The organism is Ochrobactrum sp. Q0168, assembly GCF_016427605.1.
Taxonomy (GTDB): Bacteria; Pseudomonadota; Alphaproteobacteria; order Rhizobiales; family Rhizobiaceae; genus Brucella.
The window spans coordinates 41,701-62,070 of record NZ_JAELXQ010000013.1; the positions used below are offsets into that span (position 1 = coordinate 41,701).

Genomic DNA, 20,370 nt, shown 5'->3' on the forward strand with positions numbered 1-20,370 from the left:
ATCATAGCGACCGTTACCGTAACCATCGATGGCAAGGCTTATCGCATGGCGTGCGATGAGGGGCAGGAAGAGCACCTCAGCGGACTTGCCGACCGTTTCGATCAATATGTCACCCATCTCAAATCGTCCTTCGGAGAGATCGGCGATCTGCGCCTGACCGTCATGGCCGGCATCATGGTGATGGACGAGATGGCCGAGATGCAGAAGCGCATCAACGGCCTGGAGAGCGAAGTCGAGACGCTGCGCCGTGCCCGTGATGAAGCGCTGGGCCGTGCCGACAGCAACGATGCGGCGCTGACCGGCATGCTGTCGGATGTGGCATCGCGTCTGGAACAGGTGGCATCGCGCATTGCGCCGCGGGCAAGCTCGTAAGAGCTTTCTGAATTTTCTGAAAAGATTTCGCGGTGAAAGCCCCGCAGCCTCTGGCGCAGCCCGTTGCGAGCGACTATATTCATCAGCGGCGTACTGCGCTTCCCGACAGGTGTAACAGCATCCCCGGGGCCTTATTGATCTCTAAGGGAACTGTCCCTGTGAAGGCTTGCGGGCTTTCGCATATGGTGCCCACCTACGTTGTAGGTTCCCGGGATCAATCACTACCATCGGTTGTCGTGGTCGCCGCTTTCCTTTCATCTTGCAATGCTAATGCAAATTAAGTTCCCAAGACTTGATCTACTCTGCGCATTGCCCGTAAACATGCGATAACATTCAATTATTCGCATGTTCTGATGGAAACGCCCCAAGCCACGCCTCCCCATACACCTCGCCCGTTTGAGAGACTGTCGGTCGCCGTGCCGGTGGCTTTCATCTATGGCCTGATTCTGTACATGCTGATCTGGTCCGGCGTGGCCGACGATGCGATGCCGTTCTTTGCCGGTCTCATGCTGCTGCCGATGGCGGTGGCGAGCCTCACATCCAGTCTGGCCGACCCGCGTGCCGAAAAAGACCTGTGGCGGCACGTCCGCATGGGCTGGGCCATCATCGGCGGGCTGGTCGTTGTCAGCATGGTGCTGTTCCATGAAGCGGGCATCTGCGTGGCGATGGCTGCGCCCTTCTTCATTGTGTTTTCGACACTGGGCTCGACATTGACGCTCTGGATCATCCGCAGGCTCCGCTCGCGCCGTTCCACAATGCTGGTGGTCGCCCTGCCGCTGGCCGTCTTTCCAGCCGAACTTCACGTTTCCTATGCCCCGCATGACAGGTCGGTCACGACCGTGATCGACATTGCCGCACCGCCGGAAGTGGTGTGGAAGCAGACCGTCGAAATCCGTAATGTGCGCGCCGATGAACTGTCCTGGACGTTTAGTCACGGCGTTCTGGGTGTCCCGCAGCCGGTCGATGCGCGTATTGAAGGCGAGGGTGTCGGCGCCGTGCGTCAGTTGCAATGGACGCGCGGGGTGAATTTTCAGGAGATCGTGACGCAGTGGGAAGAAAACCGCCTGCTGGCCTGGGATTTCCGTTTCGCGCCGGGCTCCATTCCCTCTGCCGTCGAAGCCCATATCAAGGTGAACAGCAGCTATCTGCAACTGGCCAATGGCGACTATCGGCTGGAGCCTTTGCCCGATGGCCGCACTCGCCTGACGCTGACCACGCATTATCGCATCGCGACGCCGATCGACTTCTATTGCGACCTGTGGGGCAAGGTGTTTCTCAACGATTTTCATGGCGTTGTGCTGAAGGTCATCCGTGACCGATCGGAGCGGATTGCGGAGGCTGTCTGATCCATCACTTGACGGATCGTCTCATTGCGGTTCCACTGTTATAGTCGGATTATGCAAGCGGAGAGGTTTTGGGATGGCAGCAGCGGCCCCGGATGGCAGTCAGGAAAAACAGGCGCTAAGGCGTTCCGTGCTTGCCCGTCGCGATGCGCTCGACCCCCGTTACCAGTATGAGGCGTCGCTTGCGGCGGCAAAACATGGTGAAGAGGCGCTGGTCATCCCCAGGGGAACGCTGGTCGCGGGCTATTGGCCGATCCGCTCTGAAATCGATCCGCGTCCGCTTCTGTCCGTCCTGCGCGGCAAGGGCGCAAGGCTCTGCCTGCCGGTCGTGCTGGACAAGGAAACGATTGCCTTTCGTGAGTTTTTACCCGATGCGCAGCTTGTGCAGACAGGCTTTGGCACCATGGGTCCCGATGCACGTGCGCCGCTGGTGGACCCGGTCATCATGCTGATGCCGCTTGCCGGCTTCGACCGGCGCGGACATCGCCTTGGTTATGGCGCCGGTCATTATGATCGCGCGCTGGCGCGCTTTGCCGAGCGCGACCTGCAGCCGCTGCTCATCGGCATGGCCTATGACTGTCAGCAAGTGGAGCATGTGCCCGACGAGCCGCACGATATCGCACTCAACCAGATACTGACGGAGAGCGGCTTGCGTTCGCTGGGCGCAGGCTTATAAGGCTCATCTCATGAGATTGCTTTTTCTTGGTGACATGGTGGGCCGGTCGGGGCGCACAGCAGTTTATGAAAAGCTGCCGGGGCTGATTTCCGATCTGAAGCTGGACTTCGTGATCGTCAACGGCGAGAACGCCGCGGGCGGTTTTGGCATTACCGAAGAGATTTTCCACGACACGATCCGCGCTGGCGCGGATGTCGTGACCACCGGCAATCACGTCTGGGATCAGCGCGAGGCGCTCGATTTTTCCAAGCGCGAGGACCGCTTCCTGCGTCCTGCCAATTTCCCGAAAGGAACGGCAGGCAAGGGCGAGGGGCTTTACATCGCCAAAAACGGAGCCCGCGTGCTCGTGTCCAATATCATGGGGCGCGTCTTCATGCATCCCGATCTGGATGATCCGTTCATCGCGGCGGAGAAGATTCTGGAAGCCTGTCCGCTCGGCGAGCAGGCGGATGCCGTGTTCTTCGATTTCCATGCGGAAGCGACCAGCGAGAAGCAGTGTTTTGGCCATTTCGTCGATGGCCGTGCCAGCGCTGTCGTCGGAACGCATACGCATGTGCCGACCGCCGATTGCCAGATTCTGCGCAACGGAACTGCCTATATGTCGGATGCGGGCATGTGCGGCGATTACGATTCGTCGCTCGGCATGGACAAGGAAGAGCCGCTGAACCGCTTTCTGTCCAAGGTGCCGAAGGGGCGTTTCGAAGCGGCCAACGGTCCGGCGACTATCTGCGGCGTCGGTATTGAAATTTCCGACCGCACCGGCCTTGCCGAAAAGGCAGCCCCTCTGCGCATCGGTGCACGTCTGGAAGAAACCATTCCCGAATTCTGGCGTTAAGGCGTATCGCGTCCATTATATTCAGGCGACACGCTTTAAGTTTTTGTTTTTACGCATGTCTTTATCCCGAAACCGGTTCCCACTTTCGGGAGACATGCTTTAACCCACAATCGCAAAAGAATCGCGCACCTTGCCGGAGGCTGTTCTGACCGGGCGGTGTCCGATCCATTGCACGTGGCGGGCGAGAATGGCGGCGGCGTGGTCGATGTCGTTCTTGCGCAGGGCGTCCAGAATCGCCCGGTGATCATGATCGGTGCGCGTTTCCCATTCCGACCGCCAGGTCGCAAACAGAAACCGCGCGCTGGCAGCATGCAGATCGTCAATGGCGGCAAGCAGACGCGGCATCCGGCATGGTTCCAGAATGAGCCGGTGAAAGCGCCGGTTGGCGTCTTCCCAGCTTCTGACATCGCGTGACTTGTCACCGTCGAGCGTGGCGCGCTCGGCAGCATCAAGCGTGGCGCGGGTGATGTGCGGAGCCGCATGCCGTAAAGCCAGCACCTCAAGTGCTGCGCGCATTTCCGCCACTTCGCGAATCTCGCTGATATCGAAGGAGGCGACGCGCACGCCTCGGCGCGGTTCCGAAACGGCCAGCCCTTGCGCTTCCAGCCGCCGAAACGCTTCGCGCACCGGCACATGGCTGGTCTGGAACTCCTCGGCGATGTGATCCTGCCGCAATTTGGTGCCCGGCTCGATTTCCCCTTCGATGATACGGTCGGCCAGAACCCGGCTGATGCGGGCAGCGATGGTCTCGTTCCGGGCTTTTGGGGACGGGTCTTGCGGGCGTTGATTCATGAATTTATCGATAAGCTGCTTTGACGCCCCGGTCGAGCATTATTGAATTTTTTGACAGGTAAGGGCCTCGTTCGGCGCTTTTGCTGGACGAATGAGGCTCAATTCCTTATAACGCCGCCATTCTGCACGGAAAGCATTGTGGCCGGACTTGCGGCCCCGCCTGCGTGATACTCTCTGCGTGAGATTGTCTGTTCATGCGTAACGCTTTTCCGTGCGCGTCGATTAGAACAGAACAGGGGTGCCATGGCTGGCCATTCACAGTTTAAGAACATCATGCACCGCAAGGGCCGTCAGGACGCCGTGCGGTCGAAAATGTTTTCCAAGCTCGGACGCGAAATTACCGTCGCCGCCAAGCAGGGTCTGCCTGACCCGACGATGAATCCGCGCCTGCGTCTGGCGATCCAGAACGCCAAGGCGCAGTCGATGCCCAAGGATAATATCGAGCGCGCCATCAAGAAGGCCGCTGGCAATGACGGTGAAAACTATGATGAAGTGCGCTATGAGGGCCGCGGCCCCGGTGGCGTTTCGGTTATCGTTGAAGCGCTGACCGACAATCGCAACCGCACCGCCTCCAACGTCCGCGCAGCCTTCACCAAGTCTGGCGGCGCGCTGGGCGAAACCGGTTCGGTTTCCTTCATGTTCGATCGCGTTGGCGAAATCGTCTACAAGTCCTCGGTCGGCGATGCCGACAAGGTCATGGAAGCGGCTATCGAAGCGGGCGCCGAAGATGTGCAGTCGGGCGAAGAAGAGCACGTCATCATCTGCGCTTTCGAAGATATCGGCGAAGTGTCGAAGGCGCTTGAAGCAGCCCTTGGCGAAGCCGAATCGATCAAGACGATCTGGAAGCCACAGACCAATACCGAGCTGGACGAAGAAAAGGCCCGCTCCGTTCTCAAGCTTCTCAACACGCTTGAAGACGATGACGACGTGCAGAACGTCTACACCAACTTCGAAGTCAGCGATGAAGTGATGGAAAAGCTGAGCGCCTGATTTTCAACGCTCATGGATTTTCGAAACTCCCGGCCAAACCCCAAGTTTGTCCGGGAGTTTTTTTATGCCCGCTTCTGGCAAAAAGCAGGCAACAAAAAACCCCGCTGAAGCGGGGCTTTCTATTCGTTTGTCGCATTATCCTACGCAAAACCGCTTCGCACTTTTGCTGGAAATGCTCCAGGTAAACCCGGTATTAGATGCCGAGGTTGCCGAAACGGTTCTTGAACTTCGTGACGCGACCGCCGCGATCGAGCAGGGTCTGCGAACCGCCAGTCCAGGCCGGATGGGTGGTCGGGTCGATATCGAGGTTCATCGTATCGCCTTCTTTGCCCCAGGTCGAACGGGTCTGGTATTCGGTGCCATCGGTCATCACGACCTTGATGGTGTGGTAGTCGGGATGGATATTGGCTTTCATCTTCTCAATCCTGATAGTCTGGCCTGAAAGTCTGGAAGAAAAGCGCAGCCTGAATGTCAAAACTGCGGCACTTTCGCCCAATGGCATTTATGAAGACCCATCACCCGCAAGCGACGGCTTCCAAAAGGGTTGCCGAGCCTATACATCAGGCGCACGGCAATAACAAGGGCACAATCTCAAGAATGGCCGATCATAATAATCCAACGGGTGTGAATCCGGAATCGAATGCTGACGAGGCGCGCAAGCGCCGCTCCCTCAAGCCTCTGCGGCGCATGGTTCCGTTTGTCGCCCGCTATAAGCTGCTGGTTATCGGCGCTCTTTTTTCGCTGGTTCTGGCTGCGGTCACAACGCTTGCAGTGCCTGTCGCGCTGCGCCGCATGATTGATCACGGCTTTACCGGCGCCAACGCCGTTTTCGTGAACAACTATTTCGGAATGCTGGTGCTACTGGCGCTGGTTCTGGCTGTCGCGTCGGGGCTGCGCTATTTCTTCGTGATCTCGCTGGGTGAGCGGGTCGTGGCCGATCTGCGCAATGCAGTCTTCGCGCATGTGACGGCGCTTTCACCGGAATTCTTCGACCGCTCGCAGTCCGGTGAAATCGTCTCGCGGCTTTCCGCCGATACGACGCAGATCAAGTCGGTGGTGGGTGCCACCGCCTCGGTGGCGCTGCGCAATGTCATTCTGGGCGTCGGTGCGCTGGCCATGATGGTCGTCACCAGCCCGAAACTCTCCGTGTTGGTGATTGCAGCCATTCCGGTGATCGTCGTGCCGCTGATCGCTTTCGGGCGCTCCGTGCGGCGTCGTTCGCGCCTCACGCAGGACATGCTCGCCAATGCCAATGCCTATGCCAGCGAGCAGATTGGCGCGATGCGCACCTTGCAGGCCTTCACCAATGAAAACATGGTGGTCGGGCGTTTTGCCCGTGCGGTGGAAAATGCCTATCTGGCGGCGCGCTCGTCCATCAAGGCGCGCGCGGTGCTGACGGCCTTCGCCATCTTCCTGATTTTTTCCAGCGTGGTTGCGGTGCTGTGGTTTGGTTCGCGCGATGTTTTGTCCGGCACCATGTCGCCCGGCACGCTCGGTCAGTTCGTGCTCTATGCAGTGTTCGCGGCCAGTGCCTTCGGCGCCCTGTCGGAAGTTGGTGGCGAACTGGCGCAGGCTGCCGGTGCAACGGAACGTCTGGCTGAAATTCTGGATGAAGATCCCGGCATTTCCGCGCCGCGCAATCCGGTCGCCTTGCCGGACTCGGCGCGTGGTGAGATCGTCTTCGATGACGTTTATTTCTCTTATCCGACGCGTCCCGATGCGCCGTCGCTGAATGGCGTGAGCTTTGCGGTCAAGCCCGGCGAAACCGTCGCCATTGTCGGCCCGTCCGGTGCAGGAAAGAGCACGGTGTTTTCGCTGGTGATGCGCTATTACGATCCGCAGTCCGGAAAGGTGCTGATGGACGGCGTTGCCTTGCCGGAAGCAGATCCGGCAGCGGTGCGCGGGCGTGTGGCCATGGTCCCGCAGGATGTGGCGATCTTTGCCACGTCGATCCGCGACAATATCGGTTTCGGCAGACCGGGCGCAAGCGATGCGGAAATCGAGGCTGCGGCCAAAGCAGCACTGGCGCATGATTTCATCATGGCGCTCGCCAATGGCTACGATACTGAGGTCGGTGAGCGCGGCGTGACCTTGTCCGGCGGCCAGCGCCAGCGCATTGCCATTGCCCGCGCCATCCTGCGCGCCGCGCCGATCCTGTTGCTGGATGAGGCCACCTCGGCGCTCGATGCGGAAAGCGAAATGCTGGTGCAGAAGGCGCTTGATGGTTTGATGCAGGGACGCACGACGCTGGTGGTCGCGCATCGTCTTGCAACGGTGCTGAAGGCCGACCGCATTCTTGTGCTCGACAAGGGCAAGATCGCCGAAGAAGGTACCCACCAAAGCCTTGTGGAACGCGGCGGCATCTATGCGCGTCTGGCCAAGCTGCAATTCGAGGCCGGGGCTGGGGTCTACTGAGCCGGGCTCGAAAGAAAGGGGCGTTTTAGCGCCCCTTTTCTATCTCTCGGTCAGTTTCAGCTCGATACGCCGGTTTCGGGCGCGGGCATCGGGCGAATCCGAGGCTTCAAGCGGCTGGTACTCGCCGAAGCCTGCCGCAACGAGGCGGTTGGCCGGAACGCCATTGGCGATCAGGAATTTGACGACCGCCGTGGCGCGGGCCGAGGAAAGCTCCCAATTGTCGCGGAAGCGTCCCGTACCGGCGAGCGGTACATTGTCGGTGTGGCCGTCCACACGCAGCACCCAGTTGATATCGTCCGGGATTTCCTTGTTCAGCTCGATGACGGCGTCGGCGAGCTTCTTCATTTCCACTTCGCCAGCCGGATTGATGTCCGACGATCCTGTCGGGAACAGCACTTCCGACTGGAAGACGAAACGGTCGCCGACAATGCGGATATTGTCCTTGTCGGAGAGAATTTCACGCAAGCGCCCGAAGAAGTCGGAGCGATAGCGGTTCAGTTCCTGCACGCGCTGCGCCAGCGCCACATTGAGACGCTTGCCGAGATCGGCAATCTTGGCGTTGGACTCGCGGTCGCGGTTCTCGGATGCGTTGAGCGCATCTTCGAGAGCGGCAATCTGCCGACGCAAGGCGGAAATCTGCTGGTTCAGCAGTTCCACCTGGCTGAGCGCACGGGCGCTGACCTGTTTTTCCGCATCAAGGCTTACGGACAGTTCTCCGGCGCGTTTTTCGGCAGCGGCACCCGCGCCGCTGCCTTCGTTCAACAGCGTTTGCAGGCGTGAACGCTCGCTTTCGGCAGAGGAGAGCGAGGCTTGCAGATTGGCAATCGTGTCCTGCATATCCTGCGAATTGCTTTTCTCCAGCGACAGAAGCTGCGTCAGTTCCTGAATCTGGCTGTTGAGGCGGGCCAGCACGCTGTCCTTATTATTGACCTCGCGGCTGAGCAGAAACTGCGCCAGCACGAAGACGGTCAGCAGGAACATGATGGCGAGAAGCAGCGTGGTCAGCGCATCGACGAAGCCCGGCCAGTAATCGACATGCCTTTGCTGGCGGCGGTTGCGGGCAAGAGCCATGAGCCTCACTCCGCCTTGTCGTCGTGATGAGGCGGCTTGCGGTCGTGCGCACGCTCATGGGACGGCGTGCCGATAGCCTTGGAAAGCCGGTCGAGCGTCTGGCGAATGGCCTTTTGCTCATCGGCTTGTTTTTCCACCCAGTCGCGCATGATCTGTTGTTCGCTACGCATGCTTTTCACCAGGCCTTGAATACCCTCGGCCAGATTGGCGAGTGCTGCGGTGGTGCGCTGGTTGGAATCACCACCTTGTGTCTTCAGGCGGTCGGCCAGCGCATGGAGTTCGCCTGCCTGACCATTTTCGGCGTTGAGGTCGGAGCCAAGATCGGTCACGGAGGAAAGCCAGTTTTCCAGCTCTGTATAGAAGCGGTTCTGGGCGCGGCCCGCCTGCAGATCTAGGAAGCCCAGAATGAGCGAACCCGACAGACCGAACAGCGAGGACGAGAAGGCGGTGCCCATGCCGGACAGCGGCGCCTGCAAACCGGCCTTCAGCGCATCCAGCACATCGCCGGTGCTGCCGGAGCTCGGATCAAGCGTCTGGATGGTGCGCCCGATCGAGCCAACCGTTTCCAGCAAGCCCCAGAACGTGCCGAGCAGGCCGAGGAATACCAGGAGCCCGATGAGATAGCGCGAGATGTCGCGGCTTTCATCGAGACGGGTCGCGATGGAATCGAGGATCGAGCGCATCGACGTGGTGGTCAGCGCCATGGACTGGCGACGCCCGATCAGCGCGCGCATCGGTGCAAGCAGAACCGGCGGGCGTGTGGTGCCGTCGCGATCACCGTCGCGGAAGGAATTGACCCAGCGTATTTCCGGCAAAAGGCGCAGGACCTGCCCGAAAGCCAAAAGGATGCCGACCAGCAGAACGCCGAGAATGAGACCGTTAAGGCCGGGATTGGTGACGAAGAAAGTATGAATCTGCCGCATCAGAACCGCTGCCAGAAAGGCAACGATGATGAGGAAAATTACCATGGATAATATAACGATACGCGGGCTGCTCAGGCGATAGGGGTCATAATCGCGTCCCTCATCCAGACGTGTTCTCGTTTCCCTATAGTCACTCATGCGTTCCGCTCCATCGTCGGCTGTTTGAAGGGGAGCCTACTTCATAAATTGGGGAAGCGGAATCGCCTGAGCAGGAAAAAATGAGCTGTAAAAAACATCAGCGCGCCAATGGCGCGCTGAATGGGCTGTCATAAAACTGGATCCGATCCAGATCAGATCGGCTTCTTCAGCGTCTTGAGAAGTGCTGCCTGAATAGCTTCGTTGCCAGCAACGATGCTCTTCTTATCGAACATGTCCTGTCCGCCATCCTTATCGGAAACAAAACCGCCAGCTTCGCGGATCATCAGCATGCCTGCGCCGATATCCCATGGGTTGACGCCTTCTTCCCAGAAGCCGTCAAGGCGACCGGCGGCGACATAGGCAAGGTCGAGCGCGGCAGCGCCCAGGCGGCGAACGCCAGCTGTTTCGGCCATGACGTTGCGCAGTTCAACCAGATAATGGCCATGATGGCCGCGGCCAAGATGCGGGATGCCGGTGCCGATCACGGTGTCGACCAGCTTGTTGCGGGCTGCAACACGCAGACGGCGATCATTGAGGAAAGCACCGCCGCCGCGTTCGGCGGTGTAAAGCTCGTCCATGGCCGGGTTGTAGATGACGCCAGCCACGATCTGCCCCTGACGCTCAAGGGCGATGGAGACCGCGAAAACCGGGATGCCGTGCAGGAAATTTGTCGTGCCGTCGAGCGGATCGATCAGCCAGCGATGCTGTCCGTCCTTGGCTTCCACCTCGCCGGATTCTTCCATCAGGAAGCCGAAATCCGGGCGGGCGCGGCTCAATTCCGTGTAGATGATCTGTTCGGCCTTGCGGTCCGCCTGGCTGACATAGTCGCCGGGGCCCTTGAGGGATACCTGAAGATTCTGGACTTCGCCGAAGTCGCGGGCCAGGTTACGGCCAGCTTTCATAGCGGCCTGTACCATAACGTTAAGAAGGGCTGAGCGGGCCATTTCTTTATCCTTTTTGGCATGATCCCACGGCTGTTCGATAAAGCGTGGATAGGGGCCTGGATCATGCAGTTAAACAGATCCTTGAAAAGCCGGCCCATATGCAAAACACATGGAGGCGCACAGGCTTTCGAGGAATTGAGCAATCTGAGAAAGAACAGTCGCGGTTCAATCGCGACAAGCTGCGATGCCCGCTGGGGCATCGCAAAAGTCGGGCGCTGGATTAAGCGCGGCTGACGTAGGTCAGTTCGTTGGTGTCGACGATCACGCGTTCACCGGAAGCGATGAATGGCGGAACGAGGATACGGATGCCGTTTTCGAGCACTGCAGGCTTGTAGGACGAAGCAGCAGTCTGGCCCTTGACGACCGGATCGGCTTCGGTGATTGCCAGCGTGACCTGATCCGGCAGGCGAATGCCGATCGGCTTTTCTTCGTAGAGTTCAACCGTGACCATCATGCCGTCCTGAAGGAAGGCGGCGCGGTCGCCGACGAAGTCCTTCTGGAGTTCGAGCTGTTCGTAGGATTCCGTATCCATGAAAATCAGCGCTTCGCCCTGTTCATAGAGGAACGAGAAGTCCTTCTGCTCGAGGCGCACGCGCTCGACGGTTTCAGCAGCGCGGAAACGTTCGTTCAGCTTGGTGCCGTTGATGAGGTTCTTCAGTTCGACCTGATTATAGGCGCCGCCCTTGCCGGGCTTGACGGCGTTGGTCTTGACGGCAACCCAGAGCCCGCCGTCATGTTCGATGACGTTGCCGGGACGGATTTCGTTACCATTGATCTTCATGAGCTTGATCCGGAATGAATTGAAACAAATTGCGGTTCGTCACATGACAGCGAACGGGCAATCGCCCGCTTTGTCGAGGGATTGCGCAGGCGTCTATACTCGAACCGCGATAATCGCGTCTCCAAGACCACAAAACGGCGCTTTGTGCAAGCCTGAGCACGAAAAGAGAATCTTTTGGAGACGCAGAATCGTCAGAATTGCTAGCGAACGCGGAGATCGTTCGCCGTCTCGATGGCCTGTTTGATCTGGTCGTCGGCCAGTCCGTCCATCAGATCGTTGAGGTCTGGAGAGCGAAAACCGGCGCGCTGGGCAATGATATACCATGCCGCAGCCTTCACCGTATCGCCATCCGTGCCGATCCCGTCGCGGTAAAGCCGGGCGAGCCATACCTGCGCCATGACCATGCCGCGCCGGGCGGCAAGCTGCATCCAGCGGAAGCCCTGTTCATAATCCTTGTCGCCGCCCCGGCCTTCCACCAGCCAGCGCCCAAGGTCGAACTGGGCGGTATCATAGCCCTTGCGCGCTGCAAGGATCAGATAGAAACGCGCCTTCTTGTCGTCGCGGGCGATTTTTTCTGTGCCGTTGGCATAGATCTGGCTCAATGCATACTGGGCGTCGGCGAGCTTGGCGTCAGCGGCCTTCTCAAACCAGGGAAAGGCGAGGTCGAGGCCGGATTTTCCCGGATGCTTTACCATCAGCATCTGGCCCCAGTTGAACTGCGCCATGGCGTTACCGCCTTCCGCCGCTTTTTCCATCAGGGATTCGGCCTTGGCCTGATCCTTCTTGACGTAAGTGCCCTGGAGCAACAGAGCCGCATAACGGAACTGCGCTTCCGTAATGCCATTATCGGCAGCTTTGCCATACCATTCGGCTGCAAGTTTCTGATCCGCAGGGATACCCATGCCGCGCGCATAGATTTCAGCGATCAGCGCCTGTGATGCCGGATCGCCTTTCTCGGCCTGCGGTTTCGCGAGATTGAAGGCAGTCAGATAAAGCCCACGCTGAAAAGCACCGAAGGCCTCGTCGGCAGGCTTGTCGCCGAAACGGCTTAGATCGATGGGCGGCATCGGTGCAGTTGTGGCGGGCTGCGGTAGCATGACCGGCTGCTTTGCGGGCTGTTTGGCAGGTTTATCGCTCTTCTTGTCCTTGTGGGGGCCCTTGGCACTGCTGTCGCTCTGGCTCTTCGCTGGCTCGCCAGCGGCGACCGCCGGCAGGGCCGGCAGCGCGAATGTCAAAGCGGCAGCGAGAAGAAGTTTGCTCTTCATGGGCATCAACAAGACCTTGGGAACCAAATCTGAAGGATCAGTTTTCAAAACGCGGCGCGTGTTCGTCGAGAAGCCGATTGGCTTCGGCAACCGCTTTCGCCGGATCTTCCGCTTCAAAAACGGCGCGACCGAGCGCCACGAAATCCGCGCCGGTCTCGGCTGCGGGGATGATGCTTTCCAGCGTGTTCCCAGCCTGTGCGATGGAAGGAATCTCGACCATCTGCGCCCACCATTCGGCCAGTGCCAGATTGCGCGGATGCGCATCCGGCTTGTTGTCCGCGCCGATCTTGCCGAAGAAAATATAGTCCGGCTGCAATTCGCCGATTTCCATCGCGCCGTGGCGGTCGCGCAGATTGCCCGTGCCGATGATCATTTTCGGCGTGTGCTTTTCAATGGCGTCGGCAAGCTCGGCTGCCTTGCCTTCAATATGCACGCCATCGGCGCCGACGCGGCCAGCAATGCGCGTATCGTTCAAGATGAGGGCTGCTGCGCCCTTTTCCTGGATGAGCGGCACGGCCTTGGCAGCGACAGCCTGAAAGGTTGCTTCATCCAGATCGCCGGTGTCGAGAATCACGCTAGCAACATCACCGCCGGAAAGCGCTTCCGTCAAAAGCCCGGCCAAAACCGCGCTATCGGCAATCGGCGGGGCGACCAGCACGATGCGGCAGCGTTCGGGTTCGGTCTTGGGAGCGGACTTGTTCATGGGGCGAAGCCTAACGAGAAAAACATGATGGAATTCGGGCAAGAGTGAAGTTCTGTTTATCCGAAACGGAAGCCGCGCTCTATCGAATTGTTCTACTGCGCGTAAGAGCCTGAATCCAAAAGCGGCATGTGTGTGCGAAAAATGGTGATTTTCGAGTACCGGAGCGGAGCGTACTTAAGGGACGTGAGCACGGAATGGAGAAAATTGCCATTTGGGCCACATAGGGCGACTTTTGGAACAGGCTCTAAGCGATCTAACTGGCCAAGAGCAAGCCTGCGCGCGCGGCAGCAGCGTCGGAGAAATCCGATAGTCGCTTAGCATTATGTTATCCACTGGAACGAAAGTTGATCGGAACCAACCCCGTTCTGCCGGGATTATTGCGTATATAAGGCCCATCAAACGTCGGGCAATAAACGCCCCGATGAAACATGTGGCTTTCATCCGATCTCCCATTCGGAGAGCTGCAACTTCAGCGATTGGAGAGTGTCGCGGTCCCAAGCGCCGGTGCTTTCCAGCAAGACAGACAGGCTGGTAAATGACGATTGCGACTGCGAAAGAGGCGATGCCCGCACCGACCACAAAAGTGCGCGACACGCGCATTGACGTGTTTCGTGCGCTTGCCCTGCTGACCATTTTCATCAACCATGTGCCGGGCACCATCTACGAGCATTTCACCCACAAGAATCTCGGTTTTTCCGATTCGGCGGAAGGCTTTGTGCTGATTTCCGGCATGGCCGTGGCACTGGCCTATGGCAGCAAATTCGGCCCCGGTAACCGTCTTCTGCTGACATTGAAGATGTGGCGTCGCGCGGGCGTGCTTTATACCACCCACATCATGACGACCATGGCGACGATCGCCATCTTCGCTTCCGCTGCGATCTTCCTGAAGCGTTCCGAACTGCTCAAGGAAATCAATATCGAGCCGCTGCTCAAGCAGCCGGTCGAGGCCCTGTTCGGTCTGGTCACGCTGGGTCATCAGCTCGGCTATAACAACATCCTGTCAATGTACGCCGTCATGCTGGTCCTGACGCCGATCCTGCTTCTGCTGGCGCGCATCAGTCTGCCGCTGATGCTGGGCGTTTCGGGCATGGTCTGGTTCCTGTCTGGTCTTTATCAGGTCGCGCCGATCAATTATCCGACGGAAGGCGTTTGGTTCCTGAACCCGCTTTCCTGGCAGTTCCTGTTCGCGATCGGCATTGCAGGCGTGATCCATGTTCGGCGTGGCGGCCAGCTGCCCACCCATCCGGCGCTGATTGGCCTTGCCCTCGGCTATCTGGTGCTGGCGCTGGCCTGGGTCCGCATTCCGCTTTGGGGTGTGGATGCCTCGATGGGCCTGCCGATGATCATCACCGGCTTTGACAAGACCTTCCTGTCGGGTCCGCGTCTTCTGCACATTCTGGCTATGGCCTATCTCATTGCCGTGGTGCCGACGCTGAACAGCATCGCCCGCACAGCGCCGGACAATCCGTTGGCCATCCTAGGCAAGCATTCGCTGCCGGTGTTCATCGCGGGCACGCTGCTTGCCATGGTGGCGCAGGTGATGAAGCTGGTCAATCCAGGCGGTCTTCCTTATGACACCCTACTCATTGCAACGGGTATCGTGATGCAGTTCGCGCTCGCCTATTATCTGGAATGGCTGCCGACGATTGGCTGGGGCAAGCAGGGCGCAGCCAAGCCTGCCGTTCCTGCCGCCGAGCCGGTGAAGATGCAAGCGGCACCGAAACCGCAACCAGCGCTGCAGCGCTATTGATTAAGAGGCCGCCTTCGGGCGGCTTTTCCTTTCTGCTCAGTCCAGTGCTGCTGGAAATTTCCACAGGTCCAACTCAAAATTAACCATTCATTAATCTTAAGAGGGTTTAATCATTTACATCCAGTTCGGCTGGATTCTTACCGAGTGGTTTAGCCACTCTGTTTGACGCCTCCCTGTTAAACTCCTGAGAGCCGCCTTCGCGGCTCTTTTTTTGTGCCTGCAAGGCTCTAGCGGCCAGCGTTTGAACGCATGAGGGGAACCGGAAGCCGGTTCGACCCGTTCTGCTTGCAGGGACAGTTAACCACCCCTTGAAAATGTTAACCGAACGTTAAACATAATCTTGCGCGACCGTGCATGAAGGTGCAGTTTGTCGTGGACTTGTTTGATGTGACTGTTCCGTCCGAACGTCCCGCGTGGTCGAACGGCGGTTCAGTATTTTTCAGTCGCGTTCATCCTCCAGTGGATGCGATCAACGAATGGGCCGCCGATGCAGGCGGTCATGCAGGGTGACAGAGCAGTGATTAGCGAACAGAGACAGATGCCGAGCAATATGATCAGCCTCGCAGAGCGCATGGTCTTCTCGGATTCGTTCAAGCCGATCTACAGCCAGGGCATGGATATGGTCGAGGAAGCAGCGAGCTATCTCGACGGCGAAGGCCGTGAAGAAGCGCGCAACCTGTCGCGGGTTGCAGCAACGCTTTATGCCGCCGAATCGATGCGTCTCACCACCCGTCTCATGCAGATTGCGTCCTGGCTGCTGCTCCAGCGCGCCGCCCGCAACGGCGAGATGAACCGCCAGCAAGTGTCTGCCGAAAAGGCCAAGGTGCGCCTCGACACGCCATCGGCTGGCGAAGGCGCTCCGGGCTGGAGCGAACTGCCCCCCGCTTTTGCCGAACTCGTGGAGCGCTCGATGCGCTTGCAGGCGCGCGTGCGCCGCATGGACCGTGAAGTCTATGGCGATGTGGTTTCCTTGCAGGCCAATCCGCACGGCAATCCGGTTTCCGAACAGATTGTGTTGCTGAAGACTGCCTTCGGCGCTTCTTAAGGGCCGCTGATATTTTGGCTATGACGGCCTGCAAATGGCGTTCTTTTCCGCTTCCGGTGCTCACGTACCTTATGTACGCTGCGCTCCGGTTCTCAAAGCCCACCATTTTCGGCTCGTCATAGCCAAAATCTGCGCTGCCCCGTCCGTGCTTTCGGCGCGTGTTTCTCTTTTGTTCACTTTTCTGCTGTCAAGTGAATCCGTCTGAGGATAGGGTTCGCTTATGAAAGAAACGATTCGCATTATTGGCATCGATCCGGGCCTGCGCCGCACGGGGTGGGGCATTGTCGAATCGCTGGGCAATTCGCTGCACTTCATCGGCTCGGGCACGGTGACGTCGAATGCCGAGATGGATCTCGCCTCGCGACTTTGCCAGTTGCATGAGGGGCTTTCCAAAGTTCTGCATGAATTCATGCCGCACGAGGCGGCGGTTGAGCATACTTTCGTCAACAAGGATGCAACCGCAACGCTCAAGCTTGGGCAGGCGCGCGGCATTGCCCTGCTGGCTCCCGCACAGGCAGGCCTGCCCGTGGCGGAATATGCGCCGAATGCGGTCAAGAAAGCGGTGATCGGCGTCGGTCACGGCGAAAAGCAGCAGATCCACATGATGGTCAAGGTGCTGATGCCGCGCGCGTCGTTCGACACGAGTGATGCTGCCGATGCGTTGGCCATTGCCATTTGCCATGCCCATCATCGTCAGAGCATTGTAAGCGCCCGCCGGATGCAGGCGCTGCTGGAGCGCGCTGCGAGCTGATGAGCAAGAATACGTTTTTGTTTTTCGCGCGCATCTTGTCCGAAAACCGTTTCACACTTTTCGGGATGCGCTTTTAGCGGGGTAGGACCAGAATGATCGGCAAGCTTAAGGGCGTGATCGATGAAATTGCCGAGGATCATGCCGTAATCGATGTGCATGGCGTCGGCTATGTGGCGTTTTGTTCGGCGCGCACGCTGGGCAATCTCGGCGGCGCGGGCGAGGCGGCCATTCTGTTCATCGAAACCTATGTCCGCGAGGACATGATCCGCCTTTATGGTTTTGCCAATCAGCTTGAGCGCGAATGGTTTCGCCTGTTGCAAAATGTGCAGGGCGTCGGCGCAAAAGTGGCTCTGGCGGTGCTTAGCACATTATCTCCATCGGAACTCGCCAATGCGATTGCACTGCGGGATATCGCCATGGTGTCGCGCGCGCCGGGCGTCGGCAAGAAAGTGGCGGAGCGCATCGTCACCGAATTGAAGAACAAGGCCCCCGCCTTCGCTGGTGAGGCGAGCGGCACCATCGGGCTCAAGCAGGAGCTTGGGGCCGGAGCGGCCCCGGCTCCCGTCGCGGATGCCGTGTCGGCGCTTTCCAATCTCGGTTACTCGCGCGATCAGGCGGTGAATGCCGTTGCGGCTGCGCTGAAAGAGGCGGGCGAGGGCGCCGATTCGGCCAAGCTGATCCGTCTTGGTTTGAAGGAACTTTCCCGATGATAATCTGCGCGGTGAGATACTTGTCTGAACATGATGTTCATGCGAGGAGGAAGGCATGAGCGACCGCAACCCTCTCATCGATGCCGACAGACGCGTAGACGAAGACAATACGCTGCGCCCGCAGACGCTTGACGATTTCGTCGGGCAGGCGGCGGCGCGCGCCAATCTCAAGGTCTTCATCGAAGCGGCCAAAGTGCGTGGCGAGGCGCTGGATCACGTACTCTTCGTCGGTCCTCCCGGTCTCGGCAAGACGACGCTGGCGCAGATAATGGCCAAGGAACTTGGCGTCAATTTCCGCTCCACGTCGGGCCCGGTTATCGCCAAGGCTGGCGATCTGGCGGCTTTGCTCACCAATCTCGAAGAGCGCGATGTGCTCTTCATCGATGAAATTCATCGTCTGAGCCCGGCAGTGGAAGAAATTCTCTATCCGGCGATGGAAGATTTCCAGCTGGACCTGATCATCGGCGAAGGCCCGGCGGCGCGTTCGGTGAAGATCGATCTTGCGAAATTCACGCTGGTTGCGGCGACGACGCGTCTTGGTCTCCTGACCACGCCTTTGCGCGACCGTTTCGGCATTCCGGTGCGGCTTAATTTCTATACGGTCGAGGAACTGGAATATATCGTGCGCCGCGGCGCGCGCATCATGCAGATGGGCATTTCGCCGGATGGTGCGCTGGAAGTCGCGCGCCGTTCGCGGGGGACACCGCGTATCGCCGGACGCTTGCTGCGTCGTGTGCGCGATTTCGCGCTGGTCGCCGGGAGCGACGTCATCGACCGCAAGATTGCCGATGAGGCGCTGTCGCGGCTTGAGGTAGATAATCGCGGGCTGGATCAGCTCGACCGGCGTTACCTCAATATCATCGCGCGCAATTTCGGCGGCGGGCCGGTCGGGATCGAAACGATAGCGGCAGGGCTTTCCGAACCGCGTGATGCGATTGAAGACATTATCGAGCCTTATCTCATCCAGCAGGGCTTTCTCCAGCGCACGCCGCGCGGTCGCGTTCTGACGGCGATTGCATGGCAGCATCTGGGATTGCCCGCGCCGGCGGAAATCATCCAGCAGGCGCAATTCGGCCTCTTCATGGAAGACAATGACTAAGAGTATCGGGACCGATCGAAACGAACATGCGGCGCTTGAAGCTGTATCCGGTGCGCTGAAAGACGGGGCGCATTACCTTTATGCGCGCATCTATTATGCCGACACGGATTTTTCCGGCTTTGTCTATCACGGGCGCTATCTGGAATTTTACGAGCGCGGACGCACCGATTTCCTGCGCTTGCAGGATGTGCATCATATCGAGCTTGCCGAAGGTTCGCTTGGCGAAGAAATGGTCTGGGTCGTGCGGCGCATGGAGATCGATTACAAGTCTCCGGCCCGGATGGACGATCTCATCCTGATTGAAACGCGTGTCAGCGAAATTCGCGGGGCGCGGGTCATCATGGCGCAGACAATCACCTGCGAGGGGCGCCTGCTCTCTGAAGCCAAAGTGGAAGCGGTGATGATCACCAAGGAAGGTCACCCACGCCGGATACCGGACGAGTGGCGTGAGGCTTTCACCAAGGGAAGCTGATTTTCAGGCTGCCCTCCCAAGAATTGAGGGTGCTGTTAGCGCGTTTATTTTAAAGCGCTCCCTCATTGATGGCCAATTTTGGCATGTTGGGGCGATATAGGTGCAAATGCTAACGCATCTTTAACCATAATATTCGATTAATCATTCTGACGGAATCGGTTGAACGGCAGGCGGCAAGCGCAGCGCCTTCCTTTCACCAAAATTAACCGTAACAAGCGCCGTAGGGATTTAAAGTTGTAAATCCGGCATGTGTGCTTTGGGGCGGTTGCGATGCGAATGTCTGCATGTCCTGCCTGGGTGTGCGAACAGCGCGGGAAGCAGTTTCGGGAAAAGTGCCGAGCGTTTTTCCTGATCGAACTGCATCGAACAAGACGTAAAGCTGCGCAGATTGGATCACCCGGGTTTCGGGACGATCCGTGACGATTTGCGATGCCGCCCGGTCCCGTGCCGGGCGTTTGGATTCAAAAACAGGACATTCCAGCAGAAGACCGAACGGCTCTGCGGCTGGAAATGCCTAAAGACAGAGAAGGTTGGGGTTTGCGGTCTGGATATAGGATCCGCGCAAACCTCGAAACGGTGGATCGATGGAAAATGTTGCGTTAGCGGCCCCCGCCGCCGATGTTACCCTCTGGGGTCTGTTTATGCAGGCAAACTGGGTGGTCAAGCTGGTCATGCTGGGCTTGCTTGGCGCCTCGGTCTGGACCTGGGCTATCGTCGTGGACAAGGTGATCGCCTATAGCCGCGCGCGCCGCGCCATTGATCGCTTCGAGCAGGCTTTCTGGTCGGGCCAGTCTCTGGAAGAGCTCTATCGCAATCTCGGCGAACGCCGCACCACCGGCATGGCGTCGATCTTCATGGCCGCCATGCGCGAATGGAAAAAATCCTTCGAGAAGGGCGCACGTTCCCCCATCGGCCTTCAGATGCGTATCGACAAGGCGATGGATGTCGCGCTGGCGCGTGAAAGCGAAAAGATGGAATCGCGTCTCGGTTTCCTGGCCACCATCGGTTCCGCCGCACCGTTTATCGGTCTGTTCGGTACGGTTGTCGGTATCATGACCTCGTTCCAGGCTATCGCCGCTTCCAAGAATACCAGTCTCGCGGTTGTGGCGCCGGGTATTGCCGAAGCACTTCTCGCGACGGCTATCGGTCTTCTGGCCGCTATTCCTGCTGTTATTGCCTATAACAAGCTCTCATCCGATGCGGGCAAGATCGGCGGACGGCTTGAGGGCTTTGCAGACGAGTTTTCCGCCATACTGTCGCGCCAAATTGATGAGAAGCTGACGCCGCGCAATTGA

Annotated in this window: 22 protein-coding genes and 1 other RNA gene; 15 read left to right on the forward strand and 8 right to left on the reverse strand. The window is 58.7% G+C overall.

Annotated elements, in window-relative coordinates; all coding sequences use genetic code 11:
* Window positions 1-3: 3 nt before the first annotated feature.
* The 5 genes from JAU75_RS18300 to JAU75_RS18320 all read left to right on the forward strand — a co-directional run bounded on the left by JAU75_RS18300 (window position 4) and on the right by JAU75_RS18320 (window position 3,226).
* Window positions 4-372, forward strand: coding sequence for a cell division protein ZapA (locus JAU75_RS18300; protein WP_199057964.1), 369 nt, complete (start codon window positions 4-6; stop codon window positions 370-372).
* A gap of 87 nt (window positions 373-459) precedes the next feature.
* A non-coding RNA gene (ssrS, locus tag JAU75_RS18305) (6S RNA) lies at window positions 460-618 on the forward strand.
* A gap of 107 nt (window positions 619-725) precedes the next feature.
* Window positions 726-1,718 (forward strand): SRPBCC family protein, encoded by a 993-nt coding sequence (locus tag JAU75_RS18310; RefSeq protein WP_199057899.1) that lies wholly within the window; start codon window positions 726-728, stop codon window positions 1,716-1,718.
* Between the two features lie 73 nt (window positions 1,719-1,791).
* Window positions 1,792-2,391 (forward strand): 5-formyltetrahydrofolate cyclo-ligase, encoded by a 600-nt coding sequence (locus JAU75_RS18315; protein WP_199057900.1) that lies wholly within the window; start codon window positions 1,792-1,794, stop codon window positions 2,389-2,391.
* A 10-nt stretch (window positions 2,392-2,401) separates the two neighbouring features.
* Entirely contained in the window at window positions 2,402-3,226 is an 825-nt protein-coding gene (locus JAU75_RS18320; protein WP_199057901.1) for a TIGR00282 family metallophosphoesterase, read from the forward strand.
* Window positions 3,227-3,325: 99 nt separating this feature from the next.
* Here JAU75_RS18320 and JAU75_RS18325 read toward each other — a convergent pair whose 3' ends face one another.
* Window positions 3,326-4,018 (reverse strand): GntR family transcriptional regulator, encoded by a 693-nt coding sequence (locus JAU75_RS18325; RefSeq protein ID WP_199057902.1) that lies wholly within the window; start codon window positions 4,016-4,018, stop codon window positions 3,326-3,328.
* Between the two features lie 243 nt (window positions 4,019-4,261).
* On the opposite strand from JAU75_RS18325, the gene JAU75_RS18330 reads away from it, so the two are divergent.
* On the forward strand, window positions 4,262-5,008 hold the full coding sequence (locus JAU75_RS18330; RefSeq protein WP_078339492.1) for a YebC/PmpR family DNA-binding transcriptional regulator: 747 nt from the start codon (window positions 4,262-4,264) through the stop codon (window positions 5,006-5,008).
* A 193-nt stretch (window positions 5,009-5,201) separates the two neighbouring features.
* Here JAU75_RS18330 and rpmE read toward each other — a convergent pair whose 3' ends face one another.
* Complete coding sequence (gene rpmE, locus JAU75_RS18335; protein WP_078339491.1) at window positions 5,202-5,423, reverse strand: 50S ribosomal protein L31; 222 nt, start codon at window positions 5,421-5,423, stop codon at window positions 5,202-5,204.
* 80 nt (window positions 5,424-5,503) lie between these two features.
* Here rpmE and JAU75_RS18340 point away from each other — a divergent pair, with 80 nt between their 5' ends.
* Window positions 5,504-7,423: an ABC transporter transmembrane domain-containing protein gene (locus JAU75_RS18340; RefSeq protein WP_199057903.1), complete on the forward strand. Its 1,920-nt coding sequence runs from the start codon at window positions 5,504-5,506 to the stop codon at window positions 7,421-7,423.
* A 39-nt stretch (window positions 7,424-7,462) separates the two neighbouring features.
* Here the strand turns inward: JAU75_RS18340 and JAU75_RS18345 are convergent, their stop codons facing one another.
* The 6 genes from JAU75_RS18345 to JAU75_RS18370 form a co-directional block, all read right to left on the reverse strand.
* Window positions 7,463-8,494, reverse strand: coding sequence for a peptidoglycan -binding protein (locus JAU75_RS18345; protein WP_199057904.1), 1,032 nt, complete (start codon window positions 8,492-8,494; stop codon window positions 7,463-7,465).
* Window positions 8,495-8,499: 5 nt separating this feature from the next.
* The gene (locus JAU75_RS18350; RefSeq protein ID WP_199057905.1) at window positions 8,500-9,555 is read right to left on the reverse strand and encodes a MotA/TolQ/ExbB proton channel family protein; all 1,056 of its coding nucleotides are present in this window, start codon (window positions 9,553-9,555) and stop codon (window positions 8,500-8,502) included.
* Between the two features lie 152 nt (window positions 9,556-9,707).
* Window positions 9,708-10,499, reverse strand: a complete 792-nt coding sequence (locus tag JAU75_RS18355; protein WP_199057906.1) for an inositol monophosphatase family protein — start codon at window positions 10,497-10,499, stop codon at window positions 9,708-9,710.
* A gap of 220 nt (window positions 10,500-10,719) precedes the next feature.
* Window positions 10,720-11,280 carry an elongation factor P gene (gene efp, locus JAU75_RS18360; RefSeq protein ID WP_199057907.1) on the reverse strand — a complete coding sequence of 187 codons (561 nt, stop codon included), beginning with the start codon at window positions 11,278-11,280 and terminating at the stop codon, window positions 10,720-10,722.
* Window positions 11,281-11,480: 200 nt separating this feature from the next.
* Entirely contained in the window at window positions 11,481-12,545 is a 1,065-nt protein-coding gene (locus JAU75_RS18365; protein WP_199057908.1) for a tetratricopeptide repeat protein, read from the reverse strand.
* Window positions 12,546-12,582: 37 nt separating this feature from the next.
* Window positions 12,583-13,248: a thiamine phosphate synthase gene (locus JAU75_RS18370; RefSeq protein ID WP_199057909.1), complete on the reverse strand. Its 666-nt coding sequence runs from the start codon at window positions 13,246-13,248 to the stop codon at window positions 12,583-12,585.
* A 535-nt stretch (window positions 13,249-13,783) separates the two neighbouring features.
* On the opposite strand from JAU75_RS18370, the gene JAU75_RS18375 reads away from it, so the two are divergent.
* From JAU75_RS18375 to tolQ, 8 genes are all read left to right on the forward strand, one after another.
* The gene (locus JAU75_RS18375; RefSeq protein ID WP_371836204.1) at window positions 13,784-14,998 is read left to right on the forward strand and encodes an OpgC family protein; all 1,215 of its coding nucleotides are present in this window, start codon (window positions 13,784-13,786) and stop codon (window positions 14,996-14,998) included.
* A 354-nt stretch (window positions 14,999-15,352) separates the two neighbouring features.
* Window positions 15,353-15,508, forward strand: coding sequence for a hypothetical protein (locus JAU75_RS18380; RefSeq protein WP_199057910.1), 156 nt, complete (start codon window positions 15,353-15,355; stop codon window positions 15,506-15,508).
* Window positions 15,509-15,536: 28 nt separating this feature from the next.
* Window positions 15,537-16,043: a DUF1465 family protein gene (locus JAU75_RS18385; protein WP_199057911.1), complete on the forward strand. Its 507-nt coding sequence runs from the start codon at window positions 15,537-15,539 to the stop codon at window positions 16,041-16,043.
* A gap of 220 nt (window positions 16,044-16,263) precedes the next feature.
* Window positions 16,264-16,794 (forward strand): crossover junction endodeoxyribonuclease RuvC, encoded by a 531-nt coding sequence (gene ruvC / locus JAU75_RS18390; RefSeq protein WP_199057912.1) that lies wholly within the window; start codon window positions 16,264-16,266, stop codon window positions 16,792-16,794.
* 92 nt (window positions 16,795-16,886) lie between these two features.
* Entirely contained in the window at window positions 16,887-17,504 is a 618-nt protein-coding gene (gene ruvA, locus JAU75_RS18395; protein WP_199057913.1) for a Holliday junction branch migration protein RuvA, read from the forward strand.
* Window positions 17,505-17,559: 55 nt separating this feature from the next.
* A complete protein-coding gene (ruvB, locus tag JAU75_RS18400; RefSeq protein ID WP_199057914.1) occupies window positions 17,560-18,603 on the forward strand; it encodes a Holliday junction branch migration DNA helicase RuvB in 1,044 nt (347 codons plus the stop codon).
* On the forward strand, window positions 18,596-19,075 hold the full coding sequence (locus tag JAU75_RS18405) for a YbgC/FadM family acyl-CoA thioesterase (RefSeq protein ID WP_199057915.1): 480 nt from the start codon (window positions 18,596-18,598) through the stop codon (window positions 19,073-19,075). Before ruvB ends, JAU75_RS18405 begins: the two co-directional genes overlap by 8 nt.
* Window positions 19,076-19,659: 584 nt before the next feature.
* Window positions 19,660-20,370 (forward strand): protein TolQ, encoded by a 711-nt coding sequence (tolQ, locus tag JAU75_RS18410; RefSeq protein ID WP_199057916.1) that lies wholly within the window; start codon window positions 19,660-19,662, stop codon window positions 20,368-20,370.

Coding starts and splice junctions, on each gene's coding strand:
- rpmE (WP_078339491.1), bottom strand. CDS start 5,423: ATGAAAGCCAATATCCATCCCGACTACCACACCATCAAGGTCGTGATG.
- JAU75_RS18350 (WP_199057905.1), bottom strand. CDS start 9,555: ATGAGTGACTATAGGGAAACGAGAACACGTCTGGATGAGGGACGCGAT.
- JAU75_RS18380 (WP_199057910.1), top strand. CDS start 15,353: ATGAAGGTGCAGTTTGTCGTGGACTTGTTTGATGTGACTGTTCCGTCC.
- tolQ (WP_199057916.1), top strand. CDS start 19,660: ATGGAAAATGTTGCGTTAGCGGCCCCCGCCGCCGATGTTACCCTCTGG.
- JAU75_RS18405 (WP_199057915.1), top strand. CDS start 18,596: ATGACTAAGAGTATCGGGACCGATCGAAACGAACATGCGGCGCTTGAA.
- JAU75_RS18310 (WP_199057899.1), top strand. CDS start 726: ATGGAAACGCCCCAAGCCACGCCTCCCCATACACCTCGCCCGTTTGAG.
- JAU75_RS18340 (WP_199057903.1), top strand. CDS start 5,504: ATGGCATTTATGAAGACCCATCACCCGCAAGCGACGGCTTCCAAAAGG.
- JAU75_RS18365 (WP_199057908.1), bottom strand. CDS start 12,545: ATGAAGAGCAAACTTCTTCTCGCTGCCGCTTTGACATTCGCGCTGCCG.
- ruvA (WP_199057913.1), top strand. CDS start 16,887: ATGATCGGCAAGCTTAAGGGCGTGATCGATGAAATTGCCGAGGATCAT.
- JAU75_RS18320 (WP_199057901.1), top strand. CDS start 2,402: ATGAGATTGCTTTTTCTTGGTGACATGGTGGGCCGGTCGGGGCGCACA.
- JAU75_RS18370 (WP_199057909.1), bottom strand. CDS start 13,248: ATGAACAAGTCCGCTCCCAAGACCGAACCCGAACGCTGCCGCATCGTG.
- JAU75_RS18355 (WP_199057906.1), bottom strand. CDS start 10,499: ATGGCCCGCTCAGCCCTTCTTAACGTTATGGTACAGGCCGCTATGAAA.
- JAU75_RS18375 (WP_371836204.1), top strand. CDS start 13,784: ATGACGATTGCGACTGCGAAAGAGGCGATGCCCGCACCGACCACAAAA.
- JAU75_RS18345 (WP_199057904.1), bottom strand. CDS start 8,494: ATGGCTCTTGCCCGCAACCGCCGCCAGCAAAGGCATGTCGATTACTGG.
- JAU75_RS18385 (WP_199057911.1), top strand. CDS start 15,537: ATGCCGAGCAATATGATCAGCCTCGCAGAGCGCATGGTCTTCTCGGAT.
- ruvC (WP_199057912.1), top strand. CDS start 16,264: ATGAAAGAAACGATTCGCATTATTGGCATCGATCCGGGCCTGCGCCGC.
- JAU75_RS18325 (WP_199057902.1), bottom strand. CDS start 4,018: ATGAATCAACGCCCGCAAGACCCGTCCCCAAAAGCCCGGAACGAGACC.
- JAU75_RS18315 (WP_199057900.1), top strand. CDS start 1,792: ATGGCAGCAGCGGCCCCGGATGGCAGTCAGGAAAAACAGGCGCTAAGG.
- JAU75_RS18330 (WP_078339492.1), top strand. CDS start 4,262: ATGGCTGGCCATTCACAGTTTAAGAACATCATGCACCGCAAGGGCCGT.
- efp (WP_199057907.1), bottom strand. CDS start 11,280: ATGAAGATCAATGGTAACGAAATCCGTCCCGGCAACGTCATCGAACAT.
- ruvB (WP_199057914.1), top strand. CDS start 17,560: ATGAGCGACCGCAACCCTCTCATCGATGCCGACAGACGCGTAGACGAA.